Source organism: Burkholderia sp. B10, assembly GCF_004368385.1.
Lineage (GTDB): Bacteria > Pseudomonadota > Gammaproteobacteria > Burkholderiales > Burkholderiaceae > Burkholderia > Burkholderia vietnamiensis.
The window spans coordinates 1-23,639 of sequence record NZ_PQMX01000069.1 but is presented as its reverse complement, the minus strand read 5'-3'; the positions used below and the strand labels follow the sequence as shown (position 1 = coordinate 23,639).

The 23,639-nt window shown below is 63.9% G+C and carries 18 protein-coding genes; 12 read left to right on the top strand and 6 right to left on the bottom strand.

Features of this window, described 5'->3' with window-relative positions:
- Nucleotides 1-912: 912 nt before the first annotated feature.
- Both C3Y15_RS25690 and C3Y15_RS25685 read left to right on the top strand, forming a co-directional pair.
- The gene (locus tag C3Y15_RS25690) at nucleotides 913-1,608 is read left to right on the top strand and encodes a ParA family protein (protein WP_011879640.1); all 696 of its coding nucleotides are present in this window, start codon (nucleotides 913-915) and stop codon (nucleotides 1,606-1,608) included.
- Complete coding sequence (locus tag C3Y15_RS25685) at nucleotides 1,601-2,632, top strand: ParB/RepB/Spo0J family partition protein (protein ID WP_059453408.1); 1,032 nt, start codon at nucleotides 1,601-1,603, stop codon at nucleotides 2,630-2,632. Before C3Y15_RS25690 ends, C3Y15_RS25685 begins: the two co-directional genes overlap by 8 nt.
- A gap of 89 nt (nucleotides 2,633-2,721) precedes the next feature.
- Here the strand turns inward: C3Y15_RS25685 and C3Y15_RS25680 are convergent, their stop codons facing one another.
- Entirely contained in the window at nucleotides 2,722-4,038 is a 1,317-nt protein-coding gene (locus C3Y15_RS25680; protein WP_059453409.1) for a replication initiation protein, read from the bottom strand.
- 2,350 nt (nucleotides 4,039-6,388) lie between these two features.
- Here C3Y15_RS25680 and C3Y15_RS25675 point away from each other — a divergent pair.
- Entirely contained in the window at nucleotides 6,389-6,715 is a 327-nt protein-coding gene (locus C3Y15_RS25675; RefSeq protein ID WP_011879644.1) for a hypothetical protein, read from the top strand.
- Between the two features lie 216 nt (nucleotides 6,716-6,931).
- Here the strand turns inward: C3Y15_RS25675 and gcvA are convergent, their stop codons facing one another.
- The gene (gene gcvA / locus C3Y15_RS25670; protein ID WP_059581346.1) at nucleotides 6,932-7,837 is read right to left on the bottom strand and encodes a transcriptional regulator GcvA; all 906 of its coding nucleotides are present in this window, start codon (nucleotides 7,835-7,837) and stop codon (nucleotides 6,932-6,934) included.
- Nucleotides 7,838-7,976: 139 nt separating this feature from the next.
- Here gcvA and C3Y15_RS25665 point away from each other — a divergent pair, with 139 nt between their 5' ends.
- Both C3Y15_RS25665 and C3Y15_RS25660 read left to right on the top strand, forming a co-directional pair.
- On the top strand, nucleotides 7,977-9,272 hold the full coding sequence (locus tag C3Y15_RS25665; protein WP_124260269.1) for an adenylosuccinate synthase: 1,296 nt from the start codon (nucleotides 7,977-7,979) through the stop codon (nucleotides 9,270-9,272).
- 241 nt (nucleotides 9,273-9,513) lie between these two features.
- Nucleotides 9,514-10,455: a LysR family transcriptional regulator gene (locus C3Y15_RS25660; protein WP_014725508.1), complete on the top strand. Its 942-nt coding sequence runs from the start codon at nucleotides 9,514-9,516 to the stop codon at nucleotides 10,453-10,455.
- A gap of 308 nt (nucleotides 10,456-10,763) precedes the next feature.
- On the opposite strand, the gene C3Y15_RS25655 is transcribed toward C3Y15_RS25660, so the two are convergent.
- A complete protein-coding gene (locus C3Y15_RS25655) occupies nucleotides 10,764-11,471 on the bottom strand; it encodes a dienelactone hydrolase family protein (RefSeq protein ID WP_041494334.1) in 708 nt (235 codons plus the stop codon).
- A gap of 262 nt (nucleotides 11,472-11,733) precedes the next feature.
- Nucleotides 11,734-12,045, bottom strand: coding sequence for a DUF4148 domain-containing protein (locus C3Y15_RS25650; RefSeq protein ID WP_059453412.1), 312 nt, complete (start codon nucleotides 12,043-12,045; stop codon nucleotides 11,734-11,736).
- Between the two features lie 849 nt (nucleotides 12,046-12,894).
- On the opposite strand from C3Y15_RS25650, the gene C3Y15_RS25645 reads away from it, so the two are divergent.
- Together C3Y15_RS25645 and C3Y15_RS25640 are read left to right on the top strand one after the other, a co-directional pair.
- The gene (locus C3Y15_RS25645; RefSeq protein WP_011879650.1) at nucleotides 12,895-13,350 is read left to right on the top strand and encodes an antitoxin Xre/MbcA/ParS toxin-binding domain-containing protein; all 456 of its coding nucleotides are present in this window, start codon (nucleotides 12,895-12,897) and stop codon (nucleotides 13,348-13,350) included.
- A complete protein-coding gene (locus C3Y15_RS25640; protein WP_124260268.1) occupies nucleotides 13,347-13,826 on the top strand; it encodes an RES family NAD+ phosphorylase in 480 nt (159 codons plus the stop codon). Before C3Y15_RS25645 ends, C3Y15_RS25640 begins: the two co-directional genes overlap by 4 nt.
- 34 nt (nucleotides 13,827-13,860) lie before the next feature.
- On the opposite strand, the gene C3Y15_RS25635 is transcribed toward C3Y15_RS25640, so the two are convergent.
- Nucleotides 13,861-14,799, bottom strand: coding sequence for a site-specific integrase (locus tag C3Y15_RS25635; RefSeq protein WP_124260267.1), 939 nt, complete (start codon nucleotides 14,797-14,799; stop codon nucleotides 13,861-13,863).
- Between the two features lie 429 nt (nucleotides 14,800-15,228).
- On the opposite strand from C3Y15_RS25635, the gene C3Y15_RS25630 reads away from it, so the two are divergent.
- From C3Y15_RS25630 to C3Y15_RS25610, 5 genes are all read left to right on the top strand, one after another.
- On the top strand, nucleotides 15,229-15,768 hold the full coding sequence (locus C3Y15_RS25630) for a hypothetical protein (protein WP_134206884.1): 540 nt from the start codon (nucleotides 15,229-15,231) through the stop codon (nucleotides 15,766-15,768).
- Nucleotides 15,769-16,442: 674 nt separating this feature from the next.
- Complete coding sequence (locus C3Y15_RS25625) at nucleotides 16,443-17,693, top strand: DNA repair exonuclease (RefSeq protein WP_124260265.1); 1,251 nt, start codon at nucleotides 16,443-16,445, stop codon at nucleotides 17,691-17,693.
- Between the two features lie 3 nt (nucleotides 17,694-17,696).
- Nucleotides 17,697-21,167 carry a YhaN family protein gene (locus C3Y15_RS25620; protein ID WP_124260264.1) on the top strand — a complete coding sequence of 1,157 codons (3,471 nt, stop codon included), beginning with the start codon at nucleotides 17,697-17,699 and terminating at the stop codon, nucleotides 21,165-21,167.
- Between the two features lie 118 nt (nucleotides 21,168-21,285).
- Nucleotides 21,286-21,810: an HD domain-containing protein gene (locus tag C3Y15_RS25615; RefSeq protein ID WP_059604389.1), complete on the top strand. Its 525-nt coding sequence runs from the start codon at nucleotides 21,286-21,288 to the stop codon at nucleotides 21,808-21,810.
- 9 nt (nucleotides 21,811-21,819) lie between these two features.
- Nucleotides 21,820-22,503: a DUF429 domain-containing protein gene (locus C3Y15_RS25610; protein WP_124260263.1), complete on the top strand. Its 684-nt coding sequence runs from the start codon at nucleotides 21,820-21,822 to the stop codon at nucleotides 22,501-22,503.
- Between the two features lie 157 nt (nucleotides 22,504-22,660).
- Here the strand turns inward: C3Y15_RS25610 and C3Y15_RS25605 are convergent, their stop codons facing one another.
- Complete coding sequence (locus C3Y15_RS25605; protein ID WP_034194390.1) at nucleotides 22,661-23,131, bottom strand: ATPase; 471 nt, start codon at nucleotides 23,129-23,131, stop codon at nucleotides 22,661-22,663.
- Nucleotides 23,132-23,639 lie beyond the last annotated feature (508 nt).

Below are 23,639 nucleotides of genomic sequence, written 5' to 3'. Positions count from 1 at the left end.
TCTCCCCTTAACGTGACGCGACGAGGGGCGCTATCTGCCCCACTCCACACCTGACTGGCGCGCGGCACGCGAGACCGCACTAAATCCAACATCCGACAGCTTCGGCTGAGGATGTACGGCGAGATATTGGGGGCAGATCATTGCCCGACTGTCATGGCATGCAGGGCTGTAGGTCGTTGGGCCCGTCGCCGAGCGTCGTGCGCGGCCGATGTTTCTCGAGCCCCGTTCGCATATGAAGAACCGACGCGCGGTTGTCACGTGACAACCCACGGCCGCGCGGTCGTCGTGCGAGCCGGACACCGCGATCTTGAACTTGAGCGGCAGCCACGCGAATTCGGGATGGAACGTCGGCCAGTCGACCCTCGGTCTTATCCCCGAAGCAATCGAAATCCGGCACGCGCCGTAACGCGCTGCATTTCGGCTCCTTCGGTATCAACGCCAGCCGCCGCTTGGGCGCAAGTCGTTGTCACGTGACAACCGCCTTCCGCGTCCGGCCGCATTTGAGCGTGGCCCGCGGCTCTCAGCAAGGTTTAGAGCCCCAGCAAAGGCAAGGCGCCAACGCGCTGTTCCAAAGACATCCGTGGATGGTTGGTCGCCCACACCGTTGTCACGTGACAACCTTCATTAAGGGATCTGTGCTTGGGCATCCTCGGCAGTTGAGCGTTCGCGGCGCCCAACACGAAATACGGGCGACCCAGATCAATGAGTGCATAGAAAAGCGATTTGTCACTTCGGCGGTCACAGCCCGATTTGAAGTCATTCCGTTCGTGCCGCTCGAAGATCAGCTATGGTAGCTATCCAGCCGACTTGTCACGTGACAACTAAGGATGGCTCGCGCGTCGAAAGAAGCCGTTTCTCTGGACTTTCCAAAAGTATTTGCATATATTACGCAAAACTCCTTGGAGAGATTTAATGGCTTTCAAGATCGCCGTCAGCAACCAAAAAGGTGGAACCGGAAAGACGACCATCTCGGTCAACATCGCGGCCGCCTTCGAAGCAGGCGGCAACAAAGTCGCCTTGATCGATGCCGATCCCCAAGGCACTTCAGTGCGATGGGTCACGAGCGGGGAAAATACGCTTCCGATGACGGTCCTGTCCCTCGCCCCGGCCGGCCGAGGAATCGGTGGCGAGATCAAAAAGCAGGATGCAAATTTCGACGTAATCGTCGTCGATTGTCCTGGCAACCTCGAAGATCCCCGAATCGCATCAGTGCTTGAAGTCGCCGACTTCTGCCTGGTGCCGCTCTCGCCGTCGCCCGCCGACCTTTACAGTACCGTCGCCATGATTCGCATGATCGAGTCGATGAGAGCCGTTAGAAACCCAAATCTTTCTTCTGCATTGATGTTAAATAGCGTCAATGGAAAAACTAAAATGCGAGAAGAAATTTTAAAAATTCTAAAGGCAGAAGAAATAGGGGAGCATCTGCTCGATAGTCAGATCGCGCAGCGCGAGGTCTATCGGCAGACGTTTGCTCTCGGCACGACGATCCACCATCACAACCGATATCTGAAAGGGCTGAAGGAGGCCCGCGCGGAGATCGAAAGACTCGTTACAGAAATGGCCCAATACATCGCGTCGACGCGCGCCACCGGAGCCGCTCATGGCTAAGGACACTTCGAAGGAAAAGAAGCCGACGGGCAATCTGCATCTCGCGGCTGGTCTGCTGCGCGGCCTCGCGCAAGAAAACGCCGCACTGGAAACGCGCTTGCCCGAGCCCTCGGCGGCGTCGAATACCGCCGTCGAAGCCGCGCTCGCAATCGCGCCGACTGTAACGACGCCAACCGATACGCCCGACCTCGGCGCGCCACAAAAAGTCGCGGTCAAGGACTGCATCCCGAATCCGTTCAACCCACGCGTGTTCTACTCTGAATCGAGCCTGCACGAACTGGCGTTGACGCTGAAGCGGGAAGGGCAGATCGAGCCGATCAAGGTGACGCGCCTTCCGGAATTCCCGGGCAAGCTCGTCGTGATCGATGGTCAACGCCGCCTGCGTGCGACGAGCATCAACGGCGACGAGACGATCAACGCGACGTTCCGTACCGATCACACGCCCGAGCAGCTCTACACGATCGCATACCGCGCGAACCACGACCACGAACGCCAGACGATCTTTGACGATGCGGTCGCGTGGAAGCGCCTGCTCGACGAAAAGGTCTTTCCCGACCAGAACACGCTCGCGGAAAAGATCGGCAAGGACAAAGCGTCGATCAGCAAGACACTATCGCTGAACGCACTGCCCAACACCCTCCTCGAGCGGATGGCCAGCGCCAACGACGTGGTCGGCCTGCAAGCGGCATATTTCCTGAAACTGATTTTCGAACGTGTTGGCGAAGCGGCTGCCGACCGTCTGCTCACCGCCGTCATGGAGCGCAAAAAGTCGGTGCGCGATCTGGAGAACTTCCTGCGTACGCAAGGCGACGGCAACAAGAAGACGGGACGCACGCGCTACAGCGTTCGTCACGATTTCGCACTCGAGTCGCGCGCGGTCGGCCAGTTGAAGACCTACCCGGACGGGCGACTCGATCTGCAGCTGAAAGGAGTCGATACGTCGCACCAGGAAGCCCTGGCCGATCAGCTCAAAGCCGTGATCGACGCATACGTGGCCGAATTGGCCGTCGCGGCTCAGAAGTAAGCACTAAGAACCACGACCACGCATCTGCATCGCGACGCGTCGCCGGCTGAAGTCCGGCTCGCGTCGCCTGGCAAGCTGCGAGGCTGCGCTCAATTCGTCGCGAGGCTGCTCTTCAGCAGAAATTCGAGCAGATCGTCCGACGTCGGTTCGCCCCAGGTGTCGAGCGCCAGCCATCGGAAGAAGCTCGTTTGTGCGAGCTTGCTTGCCTTCTTCTTCGGCGACAGCGTGAGATCCTTCGAGCCTGCCACCGTCTCGTTGTAACGCTCGATCAGCTTGGTCTGATCGTCGATCTCCAGTTCGCGGAAATACGCGCCCGCTTCGTCGACCTTCGCGGCCAGGTATTTGTCGCGGATCTGCTCCTGCTTGCTCTGCGCGGACTCCTTGGCCGGCGCGGCGGCTTCCGTGCCTTGTCCATCGGACAACGTATAGCCGTGCGTGAGCGCCTTGCGGAAATACGCGCCGACGTTGTCGATCGGTGCCGCGTTCTTTTTCGTTGTCCGATTGAGCGTATACGCAATCGCCGCCTTGATGCGCTGCACTCCATATTGCGTGATCAGACGACGCGCCTCGGAACGCGGGATACCGAACTTCGCCACTTCGTCGACGAGCGCTTCGTTCTTCACATCACCTTCTTCGACCGTGTCCGCGCTCTGCTTGCGCGTCACCTTGAACTGAACGGCCTCCACGCTGCGGCCCGACTTGTGTTCGATCAGCTCGAGCGTATGGTCGGAAACTTCGTTCACCTCCTGAATGCAGGGCACGAGGACCTTGCTCTTGAAGAGCTTGTATTCCTTGTACGACTGCGATGCCTTGTCCTGGCCGAGGATCAGATCGCGGAACTTGGGCAACGGAATCTTCGCCGTGATGCCGATGCCCTCGTAGCGCACGGTGTTTTCCCACAGCGCGAGCGAGTGCGAGCGCCGAAACTCGCGCGCAATCCGCATATCGATAAGCGCGTAAATTTCAGGATTGAGCAGTTCGCTGCGAATCTGGTCGGAGAAGCTGTACTTGAGCACCGACTGCTCGAGTTCGGCGCCGGCGAGCAGGCCCGACGCCTTCCACACGGTCGAGCGATCTGCGGCAAGGTAGTCCCAGTTGACGACGGTACTGATCAACGAGTTGACCGTGTCCTTCACGTACTTGGTGTTGTTGCTGTTCAGCCCGCTCTCGTGCGAAAGCGCCGCGATCGAGATGGAAAAGCTCGTGCGCCCCGGTTCGAACGCTTCCTGACGCAGCGCATTCTTGATCAGCGAACTGAACATCTTGCGCTGCTGCAGACCGATCTTTCCGGACTTCGGCGCGATGTGAATAGCCTGAACCGCCTTGCGCAGCAGATCGGGCGGCTCGGGCGTCTGGAACAGAGAGACCTGCTTGTCGGAGCCTTTGATTGCGGGCTTGCGCGGCATCGTGATGTCCGGAGAAGGTGACCTTATTGATGGCGGACTTTATACCTTTTCGGGTAATCGAGCAACTGGTGATCCTCTAGTAACACTTTCACTATTTCTCACAACTCATTGTTTTATAAAGATAATCATTCTGTTTTGACACGCTAAATCCGCCCCATATCCATATACCTTTTCGCCACAATGCGTCCCAAAACCAGCTACCTATGCGCCAGATCAATCGAATCCGGCACGGGTCTTGCCCAGTTCAAAGGTACCCGTTCATGGGAAACAGCATGCAGAAAGCTACCCGCGGACCCAAATCGTGGTGCCTTGCAGCACTGGTCCGTTACCTCCCATAAAACGCTACCTTTGCCGAACCCCATGGAAGGCTACCTATCAAGACCGGCCACCGTCGTGTATTTCGAAGGCAGCGTAAATTCTGTGCGAAGATCGACCCATAAACGACTACCTTCGAATGCCCCCATAGGAGGTTACCCATGGTGGCTCTCGAGCCGGTGGGCGGGCACAGCCTTGTTTAAGATTCCAGGGAAATCGTCCGTGACACCAGTAGTACGCCCCATAACCGGCTACCTTAACGTCACCCTATAAATGGCTACCTTAGAGAAAACGACCTTGCTCTCCCGTCGCAGCGGTCCCAGCAACTAGCTCCCATAAGCGGCAACCAAAGAGTGTCCCCATAGACTGCTACCTGAGGTGCTTCTGCGTAGAAATCCCATAACAGGCTACGCGTGCCCCATATCCACAACCCAAACTTCCCACAGCACGGTACCCGATTCCCCAAATCCACAGACCTGACACCCCATACACTTCCGCCTGTGCTCCCATAAATGGGTACCGAACACCCCTCAAACCCTTATCTAATAAGGCTGTGAGCCGGCTAAAGGTAGTTAAAGAAGTAAACGTCGTTTACCAAAGATGTAAACACACGCGTGCCTGTGAGAAAAACCAACCCCCATAAACCGCTACCAATAGCCGCTCTCCGGCAAGGAACCGCACGAAATGTTCTCGCGTTGCCCTCGGCAATGACCGGTTGCCGCCTCGTTCTACTGCGAGGCCACGCCTGACGCGGGTTTCCAAAGGGGTGAGTACACACTCACAGTGGTGGAAACGTAGCAACTTATGGGACGGAATAGCGGCTTCACGGCCAAAGGTTCCCCCCTATGGGATCGTATAAGGGCTGACGATGCCGAGCGCTTTGCCGAGTATTGGGGTGCCGAGCAGCTGAGCCTTCCCACGGCGCGCATCACTTTTGACGCGGCGGTGGAGGAAAATCGCCCGAATCGAGACTTGCGTAGTGGGTTGTGCGTCAGACGTGCTCCTTTCCTGAAAAAGTCGCCCGGAGTCATAGCCACACTGTCCCGCGTTTTCGGCACCCCTACCGGCCCACTATGGAAGCGCCTCCTGTGATGCTTGCCTCACGCAGCCTCACAACTTTCTACCTTTGGACTGGCCGGCACAGTGACGTTCGCCCCGGACCGCATGGCGGCGCTCAACGGCACCATCGAGACCGCCCGCGCGCTGCTGCAGAGCTCGACCTGGGCTCGTCGACCGTGCACCTTTTTCGGTACCGCTGCTGAACGGCGGCGGAATCGTGGAAGGCGGCATCTGTGGGATCCCCCAGACCATAATGGCTGTGAACAACGCGCCACGTTGCGCTGCCCCAGCACTGAGTCGCGGCTATTAAAAGCGCGACCACCGCCAGGACATGCGGGCGAGATGCCGATCGGACCTTCAAACTGTGCCGTCGACCTCGACGCCACAGCGGCCCCGAGACGTGATGCATCCCGACGAAGCGCACAGACAGGTCACCGGATACCCTGGCGTTGGGTGACCAATCGTCCACCGCGTATGGGAGTGTCAGACGTAGCGCCGCGTATCTATCCCGGACGCACCGTGGTCGTTTATGGGGCAAATAAATGGATATAAAACGGAACGACACCGAATAACGGCGCGGCGGAGAGTCCGCCCGCACAGCCATCGACGTCGATGACAAACCCACACTTGACCGGCCCCCACATCGCGCTACGCGCGTGACGCTATTCCCGAGGTGGCGGTGAGCGAAGCACCAAAACGGAGCATCGGAACTTGAAGCGCATCGTACGGCGGAAACGCCTCGGGCCGGCTACACGTTCGTTCCGACGTCGAAGCCCAAGATCGCCGACACACGCTGACGGCAATCACGATTGTGGCGTCTCCTCGACATCCCGACGAATGTCGCCACGATAGCGCCACCTTTTCCACAACCCGGTTATGATGTTCGGGCCCTGTTCGAAATATGAAGACGACCAGGGGCAGGGGCGGTATCTCGATGTACTTCACTCCGTGACCAATCACAAAAGAGAGTTCAGTGATGCGAATCCAGATCAAAAAGCTCGCACTGGCTGCTTCGGCGGCTGCTTTCCTCCTCGGCTCGACCGCGCCGGTATTCGCGCAGACCGATGCCAGCGCACCGGCCGCATCCACCGCGTCGGATGCCAAGGCCGCGAAGCACGAGGCGCGCAAGGCTGCCCGCGCAAAACGCAAGGCCGAACGCAAGGCGGCACGCGCGAAAAACACAGCTGAGCTGAAGAAGCTCGAAGCCGCTGGTTACAAGCCGGCAGCCAACGATCCGAACTATCCGCAGAACCTGCAGAACGCGCAGAAGAAAGCAGCCGAGGCGGCTGGCGCAAGCCAATAAGCGTTATCTGGCGACAAGCCCTGCTCGAACCGGGGTTTGTCGCTCGCGCATGTACAAATGAATGCGCGTTATCCAGTCATCATATGCGTTCGACCACCGCTGAATTGATTCGTTATCCTTTGTGATCGAGGTGCAATGATCGTCAGGGTACGTTTCGGCCGACACCGCCATTCGCCTATTCCCAGACGGTTCACTTAGTCAGTGCATCTGACATGATCAGCTGCGCGTTTCCACGCGCACCACGTTTCCCACCGACTTCAGCCAACCCGTGAATGCGCGCACGGATTCATCCTTGGCACGCGCGGTCGGCACGTAGGTGAAGTAGCGCCACGCCGGCAGTGCCGGCTCGCTGAATGGCTGCACCAAACGCCCTTCGGCGATGTCGTCGGCGACGAGCGCGATCGGCCCCATCGCGACGCCGAGGCCGTCGAGCGCACCTTGCAGCGTCAGATAGAAGTGCTCGAGCGTGAGCGAGTGCCGCGGAACCAGATCTGCATGGCCCGCCGCCGCGAGCCACTCGGGCCACATGCCGGGATAGGTTGCCGCATGCAGCAGCGTGAAGCCGGCAAGGTCCGCCGGTGTGCGCAGTTGGCGGCCGTCGAGCAGTTTCGGTGCGCACACCGGCAGCCGGACTTCGGACAGGAATTCCTCGGCGACGTAACCGTCGATCGTCTGCGGGCCGCCTCGGACGATCAGATCGACCTTGTCCCGCAACTTCTCGATCGGCTCGTTCGACGTCGACAGGCGCACCTCGATGGTTGGATGAGCAACCTGGAACGACGACAGCTTCGGCACGAGCCAACGCAGTGAGAACGTCGCCGGCGCGTTGACGCGTAGTACGCGCTGCTGCCCCGCGCCGAATTGCTGCGCAGTCGCGAGCGCGATCCGGTCCAACGCGGCGCCCACTTCAGCGAGATACGCGCGCCCCGCATCTGTGAGCTCGACGCGCCGATTGTGCCGGACGAATAGAGGCCGGCCGAGCCATGCCTCCAGTTGCTGCACATGGCGACTGATTGCGCCGTGCGTCACGCACAGTTCGTCGGCGGCCGACGTGAAACTGCCGAGCCGCGCCGCGGCTTCGAATGCGCGCAATGAATTCAACGGTGGGAGTCGCCGGGCCATTTATCCAGATCTGTGAGATTTCCTCACGCGAATTATCAGTTTTAATCGTTTGATCGCGCAAGCGCGACTGCGCCACTATTGCGTTCAAGCGGCCGGTGGCCGGCGTATATGTCTGGATTTATCACATGGAGGATCGGCAATGCCGAACGTGGTGGTGGTGGGCGCGCAATGGGGCGACGAAGGCAAGGGCCGCGTCGTGGACTGGCTCGCGGCGCAGGCGGATCTCGTCGCACGCTATAACGGCGGCCACAACGCGGGGCACACGCTGGTCGTCGGCGGGAAAACGTACAAGCTTGCGCTGCTGCCGAGCGGCATCGTACGCGGCAAGCGCGGCATGATCGGCAATGGCGTGGCGCTCGATCCGGAGGCGCTACTGGCCGAGATCGCGCGGATGGCCGAGCTCGGCGTGTCGGTGATGCCCGATAATCTGTCGATCGCGGAGAACGCGACACTCGTCCTGCCGATTCACCGCGCAATCGACGAGGCACAGGAGCGCCTGCGACGCGAGCCGATCGGCACGACGCTGCGGGGAATCGGGCCGGCCTACGAGGACAAGGTAGGCCGCCGCGCGCTGCGCGTCGCCGATCTCGCGGAACCGGACCGGCTTGCCGACAAACTCGACGTACTCGTCGACCACCACAACGCGTGGTTTCGCGGTCTCGGGCTCGTGCCAAGCTCGCGCGACGCGATGCTGGCGACGCTGGTCGAGCTCGCGCCGAAGATCCTGCCGTTCGTGCGACCCGTATGGGCCGAGCTGAACGACGCTCACGCGCGCGGCGAACGCATCCTGTTCGAAGGCTCGCAGGCCGTGATGCTCGACATCGACTGGGGAACCTATCCGTTCGTGACTTCGTCCGGCACGATCGCGTCGGCGGCTGCGGCCGGCACCGGCCTCGGTGCGTCGAAGCTCGGCCACGTGCTAGGCGTAACGAAGGCCTATGCGACACGGGTCGGGGGCGGCCCGTTCCTCACCGAGCTCGGCGACGCGACCGGCGAGCGATTGCGTGCCCGCGGTCGGGAATTCGGCGTCAACACCGGGCGGCCGCGTCGTTGCGGATGGCTCGATGCAGCCCAGCTGCGTCAGGCCGTTTGCGTGTCCGGCATCGATTCGCTCGCGCTCACGAAGCTCGATGTGCTCGACGGCTTCGAATCGATCGCGCTGTGCGTCGGCTACGAACTCGACGGCGCCCGCCTCGCTCACCTGCCCACGAGCCTCGATGCGCAGTTGCGCGTCCGGCCCATCTACGAGGAATTCGCCGGCTGGGACGGCACGGTGAAAGGCGTACGTGAGCGTACGGCATTACCGCGTGCCGCGCAGGCGTTCATCGAGCGGGTCGAGGCGGTCGCGGGCGCGCCGGTGTCGATGATCACGACCGGCGCCGAGCGCGACGACACGATCGTGCTGAGCAATCCGTTCGACATTGAACGCGCCTGAGTGCGACGCTGCACGGCGTGCGTGAAGTGATGGCCGCGCCGCGCGCCCACCTGCTTGCGAAGCCGGCGCACGGTTGGTCGTCGGCGTTGGTTGCCGCGCGCGAACCGCGTTCCCCGAGCGCGCCTGCTGCAAGCTGGACACGTCTGCACCGCTGCGGTACTGTTCCGCACGATTCGCGCCAGCCCGTGCCGTGCCGGAGAGGGCGCTGCTGCGACGCGATTTCAATCCCGGAGACAGGCCGATGGACACGTTACAGATGATGCGCATTTTCGTCCGGGTGGCGGAGGAGGGCAGCTTTACGAGCGCGGCCCAGCGGCTGGACATCACGACTGCATACGCGTCGCGCTCGGTCGCGCAACTCGAAACGCATCTGCGCACGCGCCTGCTCAACCGCAGCACGCGCCGCATCGCATTGACCGATGCGGGGCAACGTTACCTCGATCGCTGCCAGCGCATTCTCGGCTATATCGACGAAGCGGAAGCCGAGGCGGCAGACGCCCAGGTGAAACCCTCCGGCCGCCTGCATGTGCACGCGACGACGAGTTTCGGTCAGGCGTACCTGGTGCCGGCGGTGGTGCGCTACCGGCAGCGCTATCCGTCGGTGGCGGTGGAACTCACGCTGTCGCAGCATGTGCCCGACATCATCGACGAAGGCTACGACGTGTCGCTGCAATTGAGCACGACGGAACTGCCCGACTCAGGCCTGATCTCGCAGCGGCTCGGCGATGTGCACAGCGTGCTGTGCGCGGCGCCGGCGTACCTGAAGGAGCACGGTACGCCGCGCACGGTACGCGATCTCGAATCGCATGCCTGCCTGCAGATCGTCACGCCGATATTTCCGCGCGATCGCTGGCATCTCGACGGCCCCGACGGACGCGAAACATTCGAACTGCCGACGTCCGATTTCCAGGTCAATATCGCCGAGGCACTCGGCGCCGCGCTGCGTGCGGGCCTCGGGATCGGCTCGTTGCCGATGTCGACCGCAGTGCCCGCACTGGCGAGCGGTGCGCTGGTGCGCGTGCTGCCGGAGTATCGGCTGCAGAAGCTGACCGTCTACACGCTCTACGCATCGCGCCAGTATCTCGATGCGAAGATCCGGACGTTCGTCGAGTTCCTGCGGGAATGCGTTCCCGAAATGCTGGCGGCCGACGAAGCGGCGCTGCGCGGGACCTGCGTGTCCTGAGCGATATCTGGCGCTGACGTGGCGTTGTTTGGTGCGTCACGGTTGCAACGGTCAGGAAATGCCGTTGCTCGCGAAGTGTTCTGCGAAGTTGATGCCCGCCATTAGAGCAGGCATCGTATAAGACGCTCTGCCAAGTTCGACGCGTTGCGTCGAGCGTTGCGATTTCGGCCAGCGTACCGATGAGGTGGTGGTGGGTAATGCGGGGCGGCGCGCCCGCGGTCCCGCATGCCCCCGTGTAAACGAACAACGCCACGGAGTCGATCCGTGGCGTTTGGTTTTCAAGCGCAGCAGCACCGCCGGTCAGCGGATCACTTGCTCCAGAGCGTGCGTCCGAAGAACGTCAGCGTCCGATCCCATGCGATCTGCGACCACACCGGATCGAATTGCGTACCGCCGATGCGGCCCGGACCGACCGCCGTCTCGTTTGCAAACGCGTGGTGCGCGAGATAGCGGTGGAATTCGATGCCGACGTTCGCGTCCGTCAGCTTCTTCTCCAGCGCGTCGACCTGATCGATCTTGAAGAAGTCGTCCTGCGTCCCCCAATGACCCATCAACGGCACCTTGATCTTTGACGCATCGAGGTAGTCGAGCGGCGGGAAGCCATACCACGTGACGCCGGCATCAGCGTCGGCAAACTGCAGCGACAGCAACGTCAGCGCACCGCCCATGCAGAAGCCGGTGACCGCCACACGCGACGCGCGCGTCTTCAGGTATTGCACCGCACCCGGAATGTCCTGCGAAGCTGCATCGCCGAAGTCGAGCCCGGTCATCAAGTGGTGCGCTTCTTCCTCCTCGACGGTCGACTTGCCGCGGTACAGATCGGGCACCAGCGCGACGTAGCCGCAGCGGGCGAGGCGATCGGCTACACCGCGGATCTGATCATTCAGGCCCCACCACTCCTGAATGACGACGACCGCGGGCGCGCCTTCGGTCTTTTCGGGTGTGGCCAAGTAGCCTTGCAGTTCCTGGCCGTCCGGACGGCGAAACGTGATCATGGAACCGGATGTTTGAGACATGAAACCGCTCCTTTGCGAGAAATGCGATGAATGCGGCATCGGGGGGCCAGCGAGTGCAGTGTGTCCGGAGACTCGCGGTTCGGTTGCATTCGCTTCGGCCGGCGCCGACCACGCGGCCATTCTATGCGCAAAAGGAGGCACGCTGCGTGACGCGACGACTGCCGGTCCGTGCGTCGCGTTGCATGCAAATAGGAGCCGCGGGAATGCAATACCCGCTCCGATGAACGGCGGCGGGGTGGCGCGCAGGCTCGACGCGTCGCGCTTATTGACCGAAGTAGATCGACTCGCGAGCGTCCTGCTTGATGGCAACGACCCGGCCCGCATGCACACCGGCACCGGCCTGAGCACCGTAACCCGTTGTGTCGTTGTTCGTCATACGGGCTTGGGCAGCTTGCAGCGCGTTCGGGTAGTGGGCGTCTGAAAGTTCGGGCTTGTATCCGGCCTGTTCGAGCTGGATCAGTTCAGCGCGGACTTGCTCGCGCGTCAGCTGGCCGGACGAATTCGATTGCGCGAGCGCGGCAGCGGATGCGGACAGCGCGGTAGCAGCGGCAACTGCGTAGATAAAGGACTTCATGGTGACCTCCGGTTCTCGTAGATTTCGCGCTTCGCTGGTTGTGTCGAGCGGTGTGATTGCATCGTAGCGAGCGAGATACCGGACGGAAATACGCGTTCCGGCGAATAATTGTTGCAACTGAGTAAACGGTCGGCGGGAGATGCCGCTTGTTAGGGGCGGAGTCGTTTGTACTAAATTGATGGCGATGCGGCATCGGACGGACGCCGGAGATCGTTTGTTCGAATAGGAAAGCTAACTGTAGAGCGAAACTTGGTGGTCTTTACCTTGCGGCTCATGTCCACCGTTGCACCTTCATGGATCTGCCATAACGTTCACATGCGCCATTGCGCCCAGCAGATCATTCACGTGAAGGCTCGATCAAGCGCGCTTCAGGCGTGTAGTCGCGGCGATCCCGTATATATCAATGCGCCGCGAGCATACGAACACACTCTCCTCGAACGGGGACGTCTTCTGGACGCTTATGGGAAATCCGTCATCGGCCCGATGAGCATCTGTCTGCCCAAAGTGAAAATCGCCGCCCCTTCAACTTGGTCGCGTGAACGAATCCGACGACATGGTCGCAGTAAAGACCCAACCGACGGCCGATTTCGACAGCGAATGACCGGCGAACCTTCGCTGCGCCCCGACCTGCGGACATACGTACCCATCGGAAAATTTGTCACGTGACAACCGTATGACGTTCCGTGCCACTTTATATACTGAACGATTCCACCGCCACTTCCCGGCCGGTCCGGCCACAAATACAGCGACAGCGCCGGTAGTCAACGAACGGCACAACCTCCCCGCAACCTCCGCCCCAGTCTCCGGCAAAACGCCTATAATATTTGGGCAAATTGCCGGAGCACACCCATGAGCACAATCGCGTTCCATCCATCGGGCATTGCCCACCCGCGCCAGGCCGAATTTACGATCCTGGAGCAGTTGCTCGCGATTCGCGTTCGCTCCGGAGCCGATCTCGCCGATCTGGCGAACGCACGTGTCGATGTCGCGGTGATTGATCGACTCTCGGAGCGTGGTTTGAAATCCGACGAACTCGCGTTCATCATCCCGCGGCGCACATTGAGTCATCGTCGCCAGGCGCACGAGCGCCTGTCGCACGAGGAATCGGACAAGGCGATCCGGCTCGCGCGGATCGTCGCGCAGGCGACGGCCACGTTCGGCGATGCGGACAAGGCGATGGCATGGCTGCGCAACGGGCTTCAACGCTTCGGCGGCCGCACGTCGCTCGACATGTCGAGCACCGAGCACGGGGCGCGGCTCGTCGAAGAACTCCTCACGCAGATCGACGAAGGGTACTTCGCTTGACGACGCTCTGGCGGATCAGCAATTACGCCGACCTCAAAGGCGTCGGCGGATTGCGGGCCGGCGGGCGCTGGCACTTCGCCGGGCAGCCCGTCGTCTACCTCGCCGAGCATCCGGCGCTTGCGCTGCTCGAGACCCTCGTTCACTTCGAAATCGCCACCGTTGCGCAGTTGCCGAGCGGATACCAGCTTCTCCGCATCGAAGCGTCTGAATCGGTCGACGTTGCCGAGATTTCCGACGGCGACGCGCCTGCCGACTGGCGTGAGAACGTCGACTGGACGCGCAGCGCCGGCACCGAGTGGTTGCAGACGCAACCAAGCGCGTTGCTGCGCGTGCCGAGCGTCGTCGTCCCGCATGCGCACAACTTTCTGCTGAATCCGCTGCATCCGGCCGCATCCGACGTGCGGATCGCGGAAGTCATGCAGTCGCCGTACGACAGGCGCATTCTGCATCTGGTCCAGACCACTCGACGCGACTAGCGTCCGCTGCGCACCGTCGAGCGTGTCGCGCCGATCACCGTTCGTGCGCGGCGCGATCCGCCGCTGCGTCGGGCGCGAGGGTTCTGCCGATTCGCGTGACCGTTCTTGTGCTGCTCAGGCCGAGCAGCGCGCTGACATCGGCATGCGATCGGCCGTCGAGCAATTGGCGACGCGCATACGTATTGCGCAGTACGCGCGGCCCGAGATTGGTTGCGTGAAAGCCGATCGCCTTCAGCGCGTCGCGCACGACCATCAGCAGGAACATGTCGTTCATCGCAGCGCCGCTTCGCGGAGCAGGAAAGAGCAACGTGGAGGCCGGCGCATCGACGGACATCGCGCGCCACGCGCCAAGCGGCGCAACCGCAAACGGCGCGACCGGGATCGTACGCGCTGGCCTCGCATGCGTGCGCGGTACGCTGATCGACGGCGGCCGTCCGTCGAGATCGAGCGCATTGCGCGTCGCCGCACGAATCTCGGCCGACGTGATACCGGTCCCGAGCAGCACTGCAACGATCGCGCGGTTCCGGCACGCGGTGGGCGTATCTCCAGGACGCGGCTGCACGTAGCGCTGCAGCGCCGTGTCGGCTTCGGCCGGCAGATAGCACGGTTCGGGTTCGCTGTCCGGCCATCCTGCGTTGTGCGTCGTCCGGCCGGCCGGATGGATCGTGCGTACACCGGTTTCGACGAGATGTCGGCACAGTCTGTCGATCAACTTCGCGTAGCGCACGCGTGTCGACGTGCCGGGCGCGCAGCTGCGCTCCAGTTCGCTCAAAAACGCCGCCACGTGATCGGCGCCGAACGTGGCGAGCGACACGCGATGCGCGACGAGATGGCGCAAGAACCGCTCGAACATCGCTGTGTGCTGCACGATCGATCGCGGCGCAAACGGACGACGGTCGGCTCCCCTGGCAGCCGTTTGCTGCCACGCGAGAAACGCACCGACGGGGTCGTGAGTCCAGCGATTCGTGTCCATGCCTGATTTATAGCCGTAATGCGGTGCCGCCCGCAATGTTGCACGTTGGCACGTGCAATGCGTCCACACGCATCGATCGACGTCGAGCGGATTCACGGCAGCTGCTTGCCGCGCTACTTCATACCCGTGGCGCTACACATATGTTTCGGATCACTACGTGAATGGAGAGGTTCGCTATCAGCCAACGGCATCGCGTCGTAATCGCCCATGTCCGCGATTGCGGGCCGCCCGATCAGCGGCCCGCCGACATGATTGTCAAACACTGTGAGTCAATCGTCAGCATTTGCAACCGAAGTAACAGTCGCCGCAATTCGGCGGTTTTCGGCGTTGGCATCGCTACATTAGCTCCACCTGCCGCACGTCGCGGCGAGGCATGCGACAAGCCGCGACAGGCGGCCCGCAGCAACAACGTCTTTAGGGAGAATGACCATGAACAAGATTCGTACGATCCTGCTTGGCGCCGCGCTGACGGCAATCGCATCGGCTGCCTTCGCACAAACGGCTCAGACGGGCGCCGCGGGCTCCGCCGGCGTTGGCGCACAAGTTCAGACGCCGTTGCTCGGCGGCGGCGTGGGCGTGCAGGCGGGTGCCGGCGCGAACGCGGCGGGCTCGGGTGCGGGCGCGGGCAATCTTGTCGGCGGGGCGCTGCCCAGCGTCGGCAACACGGTCAGCGGCGTGGGCTCGGCCGCGGGCAACGCAGTCGACGGCGCGACGCACGCAGTCGGTTCGGCTGCCGGCTCGGCCAAGGACGCGGCGACATCGGCTGCGCATGCGACCAAGTCGCACGTGAAGCGCGTCGCAAGTTCCGCGAAGAGCCACGCGCAAGGTGCGGTCTCGACGGCCGGCGACGTCGCCGGCGAAGCGAAGGCAAAGGCCGGCGAAGCGCTCGAAGGTGCCGCGAACCCGGTACAGGGCGGCGCATCGGTCGGATTGAAGGGCTCGGCGTCGGTGCAAGGCGGTGCGCTGTAAGCAGAATGCTTTGAGCGAACACGCGGCCCGCTTCGATTCGGGCCGCGATTGAGCAGAGCCGCGAACTCGATGGACGCAGCCCGGTCACCTATGTGACCGGGCTGCGTCATTTTGTGGAGATAGGCGCTGCCGTCAGCGCCCGCACGCGAATCTAGCCGTTCGAGTCGTTCCGCAAAAGATCCGGCTGACCATAGGCCGATCGGTTCGCCGCGGGCGGTCCGCCGTCGGGATGCCGATCGCCGGCGCGCCATGCTTAAATAGCGGGGCAAGCTCGCCGCTGCGGGCAAAGCGGGTACAACGATCACCATCGTGACGCGTGACTCCGCCAGGCTTCCACACCGATTTCACCTTGCTGCACCGCGACGCACGTCGAACCCCGCGCGGGCCGCAAATGTGTGGGCAGCTTCGCCGGTCGACAGCGAAACATCGCACGACGCCATGATGCATCGCGTCTAGCATGCTTCGCCCGGCACGTTTATCGATCCGGAGCCACCGCGCGCTTGCCGGCGTTCCGGGCCCCGCCCATGCCGCGCGCCGGCTTTCGGGTACCATCCCGCCCGCAGGGCGACGCGCTCGCAGCGGTTGCGACGCGCATCGCCCCATCGACGGTGCGAGCTTCGTTCAGCGCGCAATCGCCGCGGCATCGCCCATCGTCATGAACCAGAGGATTCTTCGTGAAGTTCATCCACGCGGCAGACATTCACCTCGACAGCCCGTTGCACGGCCTGAGCGCCTATCCCGACGCGCCGGCTGCGCAATTGCGCAACGCCTCGCGCGAGGCGTTGCGGCAACTCGTCGATCGAGCGATCGAAGAGGAAGTCGCCTTCCTCGTGATCGCGGGCGACCTCTACGACGGCGACTGGAAGGACCACAACACCGGCATCTTCTTCGGTCAGCAGATGGGGCGCTTGCGCAAGGAAGGCATTCGCGCATTCGTGCTCGGCGGCAATCACGATGCCGAAAGCGAAATGACGAAGAAACTGACGTTGCCCGACAACGTGACGGTGTTCGGCCACCGCAAGCCGGAAACTTTCCGGCTGCCGGAACTCGACGTGGCGCTGCACGGGCAGAGCTTCAAGGACAAGGCTGTCGTCGACAATCTCGCGATCGGCTATCCGGACTCGGTGCCCGGCCATTACAACATCGGCGTGCTGCACACGGCGCTCGAAGGCTATGCCGCGCACGCGAACTATGCGCCGTGCACGCTCGCCGAGCTGCATGCGAAGGGCTACGACTACTGGGCGCTCGGTCATGTGCATGAATTTCAGCAATGGTCGGGGCCGTCGACCATCGTGTTTCCCGGCAACCTGCAGGGCCGCCACATCCGCGAGACGGGCCGCCGCGGCGCGGTGCTGGTGACGGTCGAACAGGGCCGCACGCAGGTCGAGCGCCTGTATCTCGACGTGCTGCGCTGGGAAGCCGTATCGGTCGACGCGTCCGAGTGCCTCACCGTCGCCGATCTGTCGAAGAGAATCGGCCAGTCGCTGGACGCGCTGCTGAGCGTCGACGCACACGTGCCGCGTGCGGTGCGCGTCACGGTCACCGGCCGCACACCGGCGCACGGTCTGTTTTTCGGCCGGGCGCCGCAGTTGCGCGCTGAGGTGCTGAACCAGATCGGCATCGTCGGCAACGATCGGCTGTGGCTGGAGAAGGTCCGGCTCGCGACGTCCGCGCCGGAGCAGCAGAAGGGCGACCGGGAGCAGCTCGAAGCGCTCGAGGATCTGAAGCAGATCCTCGCCGACGCCGCGCACGATCCGGATTTCCTGGCGCTGCTCGAACGCGACCTCAAGCCGTTCGTCGGCAAGGTGCGCAGCGACGTGAAGGAAGATGTGCCGCTGCTGACGATGGCGCGCGCCGGCGAACTCACGGCGCTCGTCGAGCAGGTCGGTCCCGCGTTGCTCGCGCGGCTCGCGACGGGGGAATAAGCGATGCGCATCAGCCAACTCGATCTGATCCGGTACGGCAAGTTCACCGACGAAACATTGCGCTTTCCGGCAGCCGGCCAGGATTTCCACGTGATCGTCGGGCCGAACGAAGCCGGCAAGTCGACGATCCGGACCGCCGTGTCGGAATTGCTGTTCGGAATGAAATTGCAGACGCCGCTCGACTTCCTGCACGCGACGCCCGAGCTGCGGATCGGCGGCGTGCTGGAGGGCAACGCAGGCACGCTCGCGTTTCACCGCGCACGCGGGCGCAGCTCGTTGCGCACGCCTGCCGACGACAAACTGCCCGACGATTACCTCGCGGCGATTCTCGACGGCGCGACGCGCGAATTCTTCGAGCAGATGTTCGGGCTCGACCATGGGCGCCTCGTCGACGGCGGCCGGAGCATTCTCGATGCGTCCGACAAGCTCGGGCAGGTGCTGTTCGAGTCCGCGGCCGGCGTCGGCACGCTCGGGCCCGTGCGCGAGGAGCTCGACGCGCGAGCGGCCGAGCTGTGGGCGCCCCGACGCAGCGGCAGTGCGTTCGCACTGGCCGAGGCTTCATACAACGATGCGGTCGGCGAACTGAAGGCGGTCCAGGTGCGCACGCGCGACTGGGTCGAACGCAAGGAGGCGCGCGACGCGATCGAACACGAGATCGACCAGGCGCGTGCCGAGCAGCGTCGTCTCGAAACGCTGCGCTCGAAGCTCGAACGCGTGCGGCGGCTGGCGCCGTACCTGAAGGAATTGACCTTCAAGGAAGCGGCGCTCGCGGAACTGGGCGCCGTCGTCGAGCTGCCGCCCAGCGCGTACGCGGACTTGCTGAAAGCGCAAGGCGATCTGGCTGCCGAGCAGAAGGTGCTCGAAGAGCGTCGCGCGGACCTGCTCGCGAAACGGCAGGCGCGCGACGCGATCGTTCCCGATGCCGACGCGCTCGCGCTCGCCGGCGACATCGAAGCGCTCGACCGCTTACGCGGCGCCTGCATGAACCATGCACAGGATCTGCTGCTGCTCGGCGCCGACGTCGAGCGGCATCTGTCCGCGGCAGCGGCCGCCGCCGCGCAGCTCGGCTGGCCCACCGACGAGCCGTCGCTGCGCGCGGCGCTGCCGACCGTGCTGTCGCTGAAGACGGTCGCGAACCTGTTGCGCGACCACGGCGCGCTGCATCAGGCGCTGAGCGGCGCACGCGAGTCGCTCGACGAGCGCACGCGTGAACTCGCGCACGCGCAGGAACAACTGGCGCGCGTGTCCACCGTCGATGTGCCGCAGGCACTTCGCACCGCGCTTGCCGATGCGCAGGGTTTGCGCGGCAGCGCTCAGCGGGAACAGGCGCTCGAACGCGACATCGCGGCCGCCGAACGCACGCTCGCCGACGCGCTCGATGCGCTCGGCCAGTGGCGCCGGCCGGTCGACGCGCTGCGCGTGCTCGATGTGCCGTCGGCTGCTCGGCTCGGCGTGCTGCTGAACGAAGCCAGCGAGCGCGCGAGTGCGGCGGCGGCCGCGCGCGATGCACGCGACGGCGCGCGCGAAGAACTCGAACGGCTCGAACTGCAGGAGCGGCATTTCGCGGAGACGCACAAGGTCGTCACGACCGCGGAAGTGCTGGCCGCACGCGCACGCCGCGACGTCGCATGGGGCGACGTCCGCAACGGCGCGGTCGACCTGGCCATCGGTGCGCCGGCCGTCGACGATGCGATCCGCCTGGCCGACGAACTCGTCGACGCCCAGCTCGGCGCCACGCAAGCGGCGGCCGCGCTGCAATCGCTGCGCCAGCAGGTCGAGTCGGCGCGCGCAGTGCTCGCGCGCCGGCAGGCGGCGATGGACGAGCGCGAGCGTGAGCTCGCCGCGCATCGCAGCGCGTGGGCGGAACTCGCGACGGCGGCCGGCGTACCCGGCATGCCGCTCGCGGCGATGAGCGACTGGCTCGCGAAGCGCGATTCGGTTTTGGCCGCGCAGCTGGAACTCGACCGTCAGCGCCGCGAGCTCGCGACGATCCGCGATGCGCGCACCGCGACCGAACACGCGTTGCGTTCGGCGCTGCGCGCCGTATCCCGCGCCGACGACGCCGACGGATTGGCGGCGCTCGTCGCGATCGCCGAGACATACGTGCAGACGGCCGAAAAGACGCTCGCACAGAAGGAGAGCCTCGAGGACCGCGTGCGCGAAGCGGACCGCGGCTGCGCGACCGCGCGCTCGCGGGCCGGTCAGGCCGAGACCGCGTATGACGCCTGGCACGCGCAATGGCTCGAGGCGCTTGCCGACGCCCAGCTTTCCGCGAGCGCCGGCACGCTGGCCGCCGCGGAAGGTGCGCTCGGGCTCGCGACGACGGTGACGGCCGAACTCGCTGCGGCCGACGCGCCGCGCAACCGGATGGCCGCGATCCGCGCTGAACTCGCTGCGCTCGAGGCCGGTGCGCGCCGGCTCGCGGGCGCGCTCGCGCCGTCATGGCTGGCGGGCGACGACTGGCTGGACGTCGCGCGCCGGTTGACCGTGCGGCTGGCGGCGGCACGGGAAACGGCACGCGCGGTCGATCGTGCCGACGAGGCGGTGACGCAGGCCGACGACAAGGTGGCCGATGCGGCCGCCGCGGTGGCCGGTGCGCAGGCGCGCGTTCAGCCGCTGCTGCAGCTGGCGGCGGTCGCGACGATCGATGCGGCGTTGCCGCTGGCCGAGCGCTCGGATCGGCAGCGCGCGCTTCGACAGGCCATGGACGCCGCGAAGCAAGCGCTGGTGCGCGACGGCGACGGGTTGTCCCAGTCGGCGATCGAGGCGGAAGTCGAGGAGCAGGACATCGCCGACGTGCCCGCGCAGCTCGAAGAAGTGAAGCAGGCGCTCGGCGACATCGGCGCGCGCCTGAACGCGCTCGCCCAGCAACAGGTCGTCGCGCAGCAGGCGTTCGGCGCGATCGACGGACAGGCCAACGCGGCGCTGGCCGAGGCGAAGCGACAGGAAGCGTTGGCGGCGATGGGCGAGGCGGCCGAGCAGTATCTCGAAGCCGCTACGGCGAGCCGTCTGCTGAAGTGGGCGATCGATCGCTATCGCGACCAGAAGCAGGGGCCGATGCTGCGCCGCGCCGGCGAGATTTTCGCGGGGCTCACGCTCGGCGAATTCGCGCGGCTCACCGTCGACACCGAACGGTCGCCGCCCGCGCTGTATGCGCGGCGCACGAAGGGCACGTCGGTGGACGTCGCGGGCCTGAGCGAAGGCACGCGCGACCAGCTGTTCCTCGCGCTGCGGATCGCGGCGCTCGAATTGCAGCTTGCCAGCCGGCCCGGCTTGCCGTTCGTTGCCGACGACCTGTTCATCAACTTCGACGATACGCGTGCGAAGGCGGGGCTCGAGGCGCTGCGCGATCTGTCGACGCGCACGCAGGTGCTGTTCCTCACCCACCACGATCACTTGCTGCCGCTCGTGCGCGACGTGTTCGGCGTGCAGGTGAACGTGGTGGCGTTGCAGCGCGAGGCGGCCGGCGCGTGATGGCGAGCGGCGCGCTACCCGATAGGTGGGAATGGTCGTCGCGGACAGGTAGTATGTGCGGTTGCGAAATGCCGACGGCCGGCCCGCTCGTCGCGGGCCGGCCACACGAGGGAGCGACATGAACAAGCTGGTAGCCGCCATCGCGTTCGCGGCCGACAAACACCGAAATCAGCGACGCAAGGACGAAGACGCGTCGCCGTACATCAATCACCCGATCGCGCTCGCCGACGTGCTGGCCAACGAGGCAGGCATCGACGATGAGCGCGTGCTCGTCGCGGCGGTGCTGCACGACACGGTCGAGGATACGGAGACCACCGAGCAGGAACTGCTGCGACTGTTCGGCAAGGACGTCGCGGACATCGTGATGGAAGTCAGCGACGACAAGTCGTTGCCGAAAGATGAGCGCAAGCGCCTGCAGGTCGAGCATGCGGGCAGCATCAGCCGGCGCGCGAAGCTCGTGAAGCTCGCCGACAAGATCTGCAATGTGCGCGACATCGCACGGCATCCGCCGGCCGACTGGCCGATCGAGCGCAAGCGCGCGTATTTCGACTGGGCGAAGTCGGTCGTCGACCGGATGCGCGGCGTGCATCCCGGCCTTGAAGCGATCTTCGATGCCGCGTACGCCGCGCGGCCCGCCGAGTGATAGGCGGCCATGCCGGCGGCCCGATTTCGATCCGTCGCGCGACCGCTGCCCGCGGTGGCGGGTGTCGACGTGGGCGGCGACAAGAAACAATGCGATCTGGTGATCCTGCGCGGCGCGGCGATCGTCTATAGCGCGGCGCGGATCGCGCCCGAGGCGCTGCCCGCGCTGTGTATCGAGCATGACGTGGTGGCCGTCGGCGTCGACGCGCCGAGCATCTGGTGGACGGGCAGCGGTCGTCGGGCCGCCGAGCAGGCGCTCGCGCGCGAACGGATTTCATGCTTTCCGACGCCGTCGCGCGAGCAGGCCGTAGCGAGCGCGTCGGGCTTCTTCGACTGGATGTTCATCGGAGAGCGCGTTTACCGCGCGCTGGCGGATACCTATCCGCTGCTCACGGACGCGCGGTATGCGGGCGGGCGCGTGAGCTTCGAGACTTACCCGTATGCAATTACGTGCGCGTTGCTCGGCAAGGCGATCGCCTCGGCGAAGCAGAAGCGCAACCAGCGCCGGCAATTACTGATGCAGCTCGGGGTCGACGTGACCGCACTTCGATCGGTCGACGCACGCGATGCAACGCTCTGCGCGTTGACCGCGCAATACGTGATCGATGGAAACGCGCATGCGTATGGGGATGCGGCGGGCGGCTATATCTGCGTGCCGGTGGTCGACCGGACGATCGTTCTCGATACGCTGTAGCGACGCGGCGGTGTGCGGGTGAGGCTCTGATCGCACGGCGCCAAGGTGAGCCTTTTCGGGAGCTGCGCCGAGCGGTCGCTGTTGACGGCGCGAACGGTGGCGAGCGGCCGCAAGCGCGACGTGCGCAGGCGAGTCGTCTGCCTGCCGGCCGCGGCGCTCATTCTTCGAGAATCGATTTCGGTATGTTGGACAGATCGCAGGCGTCTGCCTGCTCGAAATACGTTTGCGCATCGTCGATCATCACGACCGCTACGTCGATCAGTTCGTCGAGTCGCTGCAGCAGCGATTCGCGCCACTCGACGTCCTCATCGCGCTCCGGCGTCTTGTCGAGCTGTTCGATGATCGAGTCGGCCGTCTGCAGGAACGGGATCGCCTGCTGATAGTTTTCGATCGAGACCATCGCAGCGTTGCGCGCACCGACGAGCCGTTCGCGATGCTCGTCCGCGAGCTCCGACTCGCCGCTGATTCGCGGCAGGACGTCCGAAATGCGTTGCAGGAGCGGCGGCACTTGTTCTTCGAGCATGACGGCGCGCTCGCGCAGGGCTGCATATTCGTCGCGAAGATCGGCGTCGCCGGATTGAGTGGTGCTGTCCATCGTCGGTATGAGTGCGTTGTTCGATCGCGGCATGATACGCGACGGCGAGCACGTCGTTGTTTGTGTCCCAGCCTGATGGCTGGCGTGAGTCAAATGCCGCGCGTGGTCGAATCGCGGCGCGGCCGCTGTTCGATATAGCGGCGCCGACTTTCCTCTTATCCGGCGGGTACCTCGTTCGTGCGGCGATATATAGAGAGAGCGTGATGTGCACGACACCGGAAGCCGCTGTACGCGATAGCCCAGGAGGCTTTTTCAAAATATTTTCACAAAGGGGTTGCATTGCGAGGGGCGGGTGCATAGAATCACGCCTCTTTCGCGCTACCGGAAACGCGGCGCGGAAGGAGAAGGGAAGCGGTGCGGTTGGGTTGTTGTGATGACTCAGGCGCACACGAAGCTGAACCCCTCACCGTCGCGACGAAGCAGTTCAAAAAGTTGTTGACGAGTGAAGAAAGACGGTTCATAATCTCGCTTCTCTGCTGCTGAAAACGCAGCGCTGCTGAGAAACACGAAGTTCCTCGCAGAAATGCTCTTTAAAAATTAA

Bases quoted from the DNA above. Each gene is read 5' to 3' on its own strand.
- C3Y15_RS25610 (WP_124260263.1), top strand. From the start codon at position 21,820: ATGCCGGCGGCCCGATTTCGATCCGTCGCGCGACCGCTGCCCGCGGTG.
- C3Y15_RS25685 (WP_059453408.1), top strand. From the start codon at position 1,601: ATGGCTAAGGACACTTCGAAGGAAAAGAAGCCGACGGGCAATCTGCAT.
- C3Y15_RS25615 (WP_059604389.1), top strand. From the start codon at position 21,286: ATGAACAAGCTGGTAGCCGCCATCGCGTTCGCGGCCGACAAACACCGA.
- C3Y15_RS25675 (WP_011879644.1), top strand. From the start codon at position 6,389: ATGCGAATCCAGATCAAAAAGCTCGCACTGGCTGCTTCGGCGGCTGCT.
- C3Y15_RS25630 (WP_134206884.1), top strand. From the start codon at position 15,229: ATGAACAAGATTCGTACGATCCTGCTTGGCGCCGCGCTGACGGCAATC.
- C3Y15_RS25665 (WP_124260269.1), top strand. From the start codon at position 7,977: ATGCCGAACGTGGTGGTGGTGGGCGCGCAATGGGGCGACGAAGGCAAG.
- C3Y15_RS25680 (WP_059453409.1), bottom strand. From the start codon at position 4,038: ATGCCGCGCAAGCCCGCAATCAAAGGCTCCGACAAGCAGGTCTCTCTG.
- C3Y15_RS25660 (WP_014725508.1), top strand. From the start codon at position 9,514: ATGGACACGTTACAGATGATGCGCATTTTCGTCCGGGTGGCGGAGGAG.
- C3Y15_RS25620 (WP_124260264.1), top strand. From the start codon at position 17,697: ATGCGCATCAGCCAACTCGATCTGATCCGGTACGGCAAGTTCACCGAC.
- C3Y15_RS25690 (WP_011879640.1), top strand. From the start codon at position 913: ATGGCTTTCAAGATCGCCGTCAGCAACCAAAAAGGTGGAACCGGAAAG.
- C3Y15_RS25635 (WP_124260267.1), bottom strand. From the start codon at position 14,799: ATGGACACGAATCGCTGGACTCACGACCCCGTCGGTGCGTTTCTCGCG.
- C3Y15_RS25650 (WP_059453412.1), bottom strand. From the start codon at position 12,045: ATGAAGTCCTTTATCTACGCAGTTGCCGCTGCTACCGCGCTGTCCGCA.
- gcvA (WP_059581346.1), bottom strand. From the start codon at position 7,837: ATGGCCCGGCGACTCCCACCGTTGAATTCATTGCGCGCATTCGAAGCC.
- C3Y15_RS25655 (WP_041494334.1), bottom strand. From the start codon at position 11,471: ATGTCTCAAACATCCGGTTCCATGATCACGTTTCGCCGTCCGGACGGC.
- C3Y15_RS25605 (WP_034194390.1), bottom strand. From the start codon at position 23,131: ATGCCGCGATCGAACAACGCACTCATACCGACGATGGACAGCACCACT.
- C3Y15_RS25645 (WP_011879650.1), top strand. From the start codon at position 12,895: ATGAGCACAATCGCGTTCCATCCATCGGGCATTGCCCACCCGCGCCAG.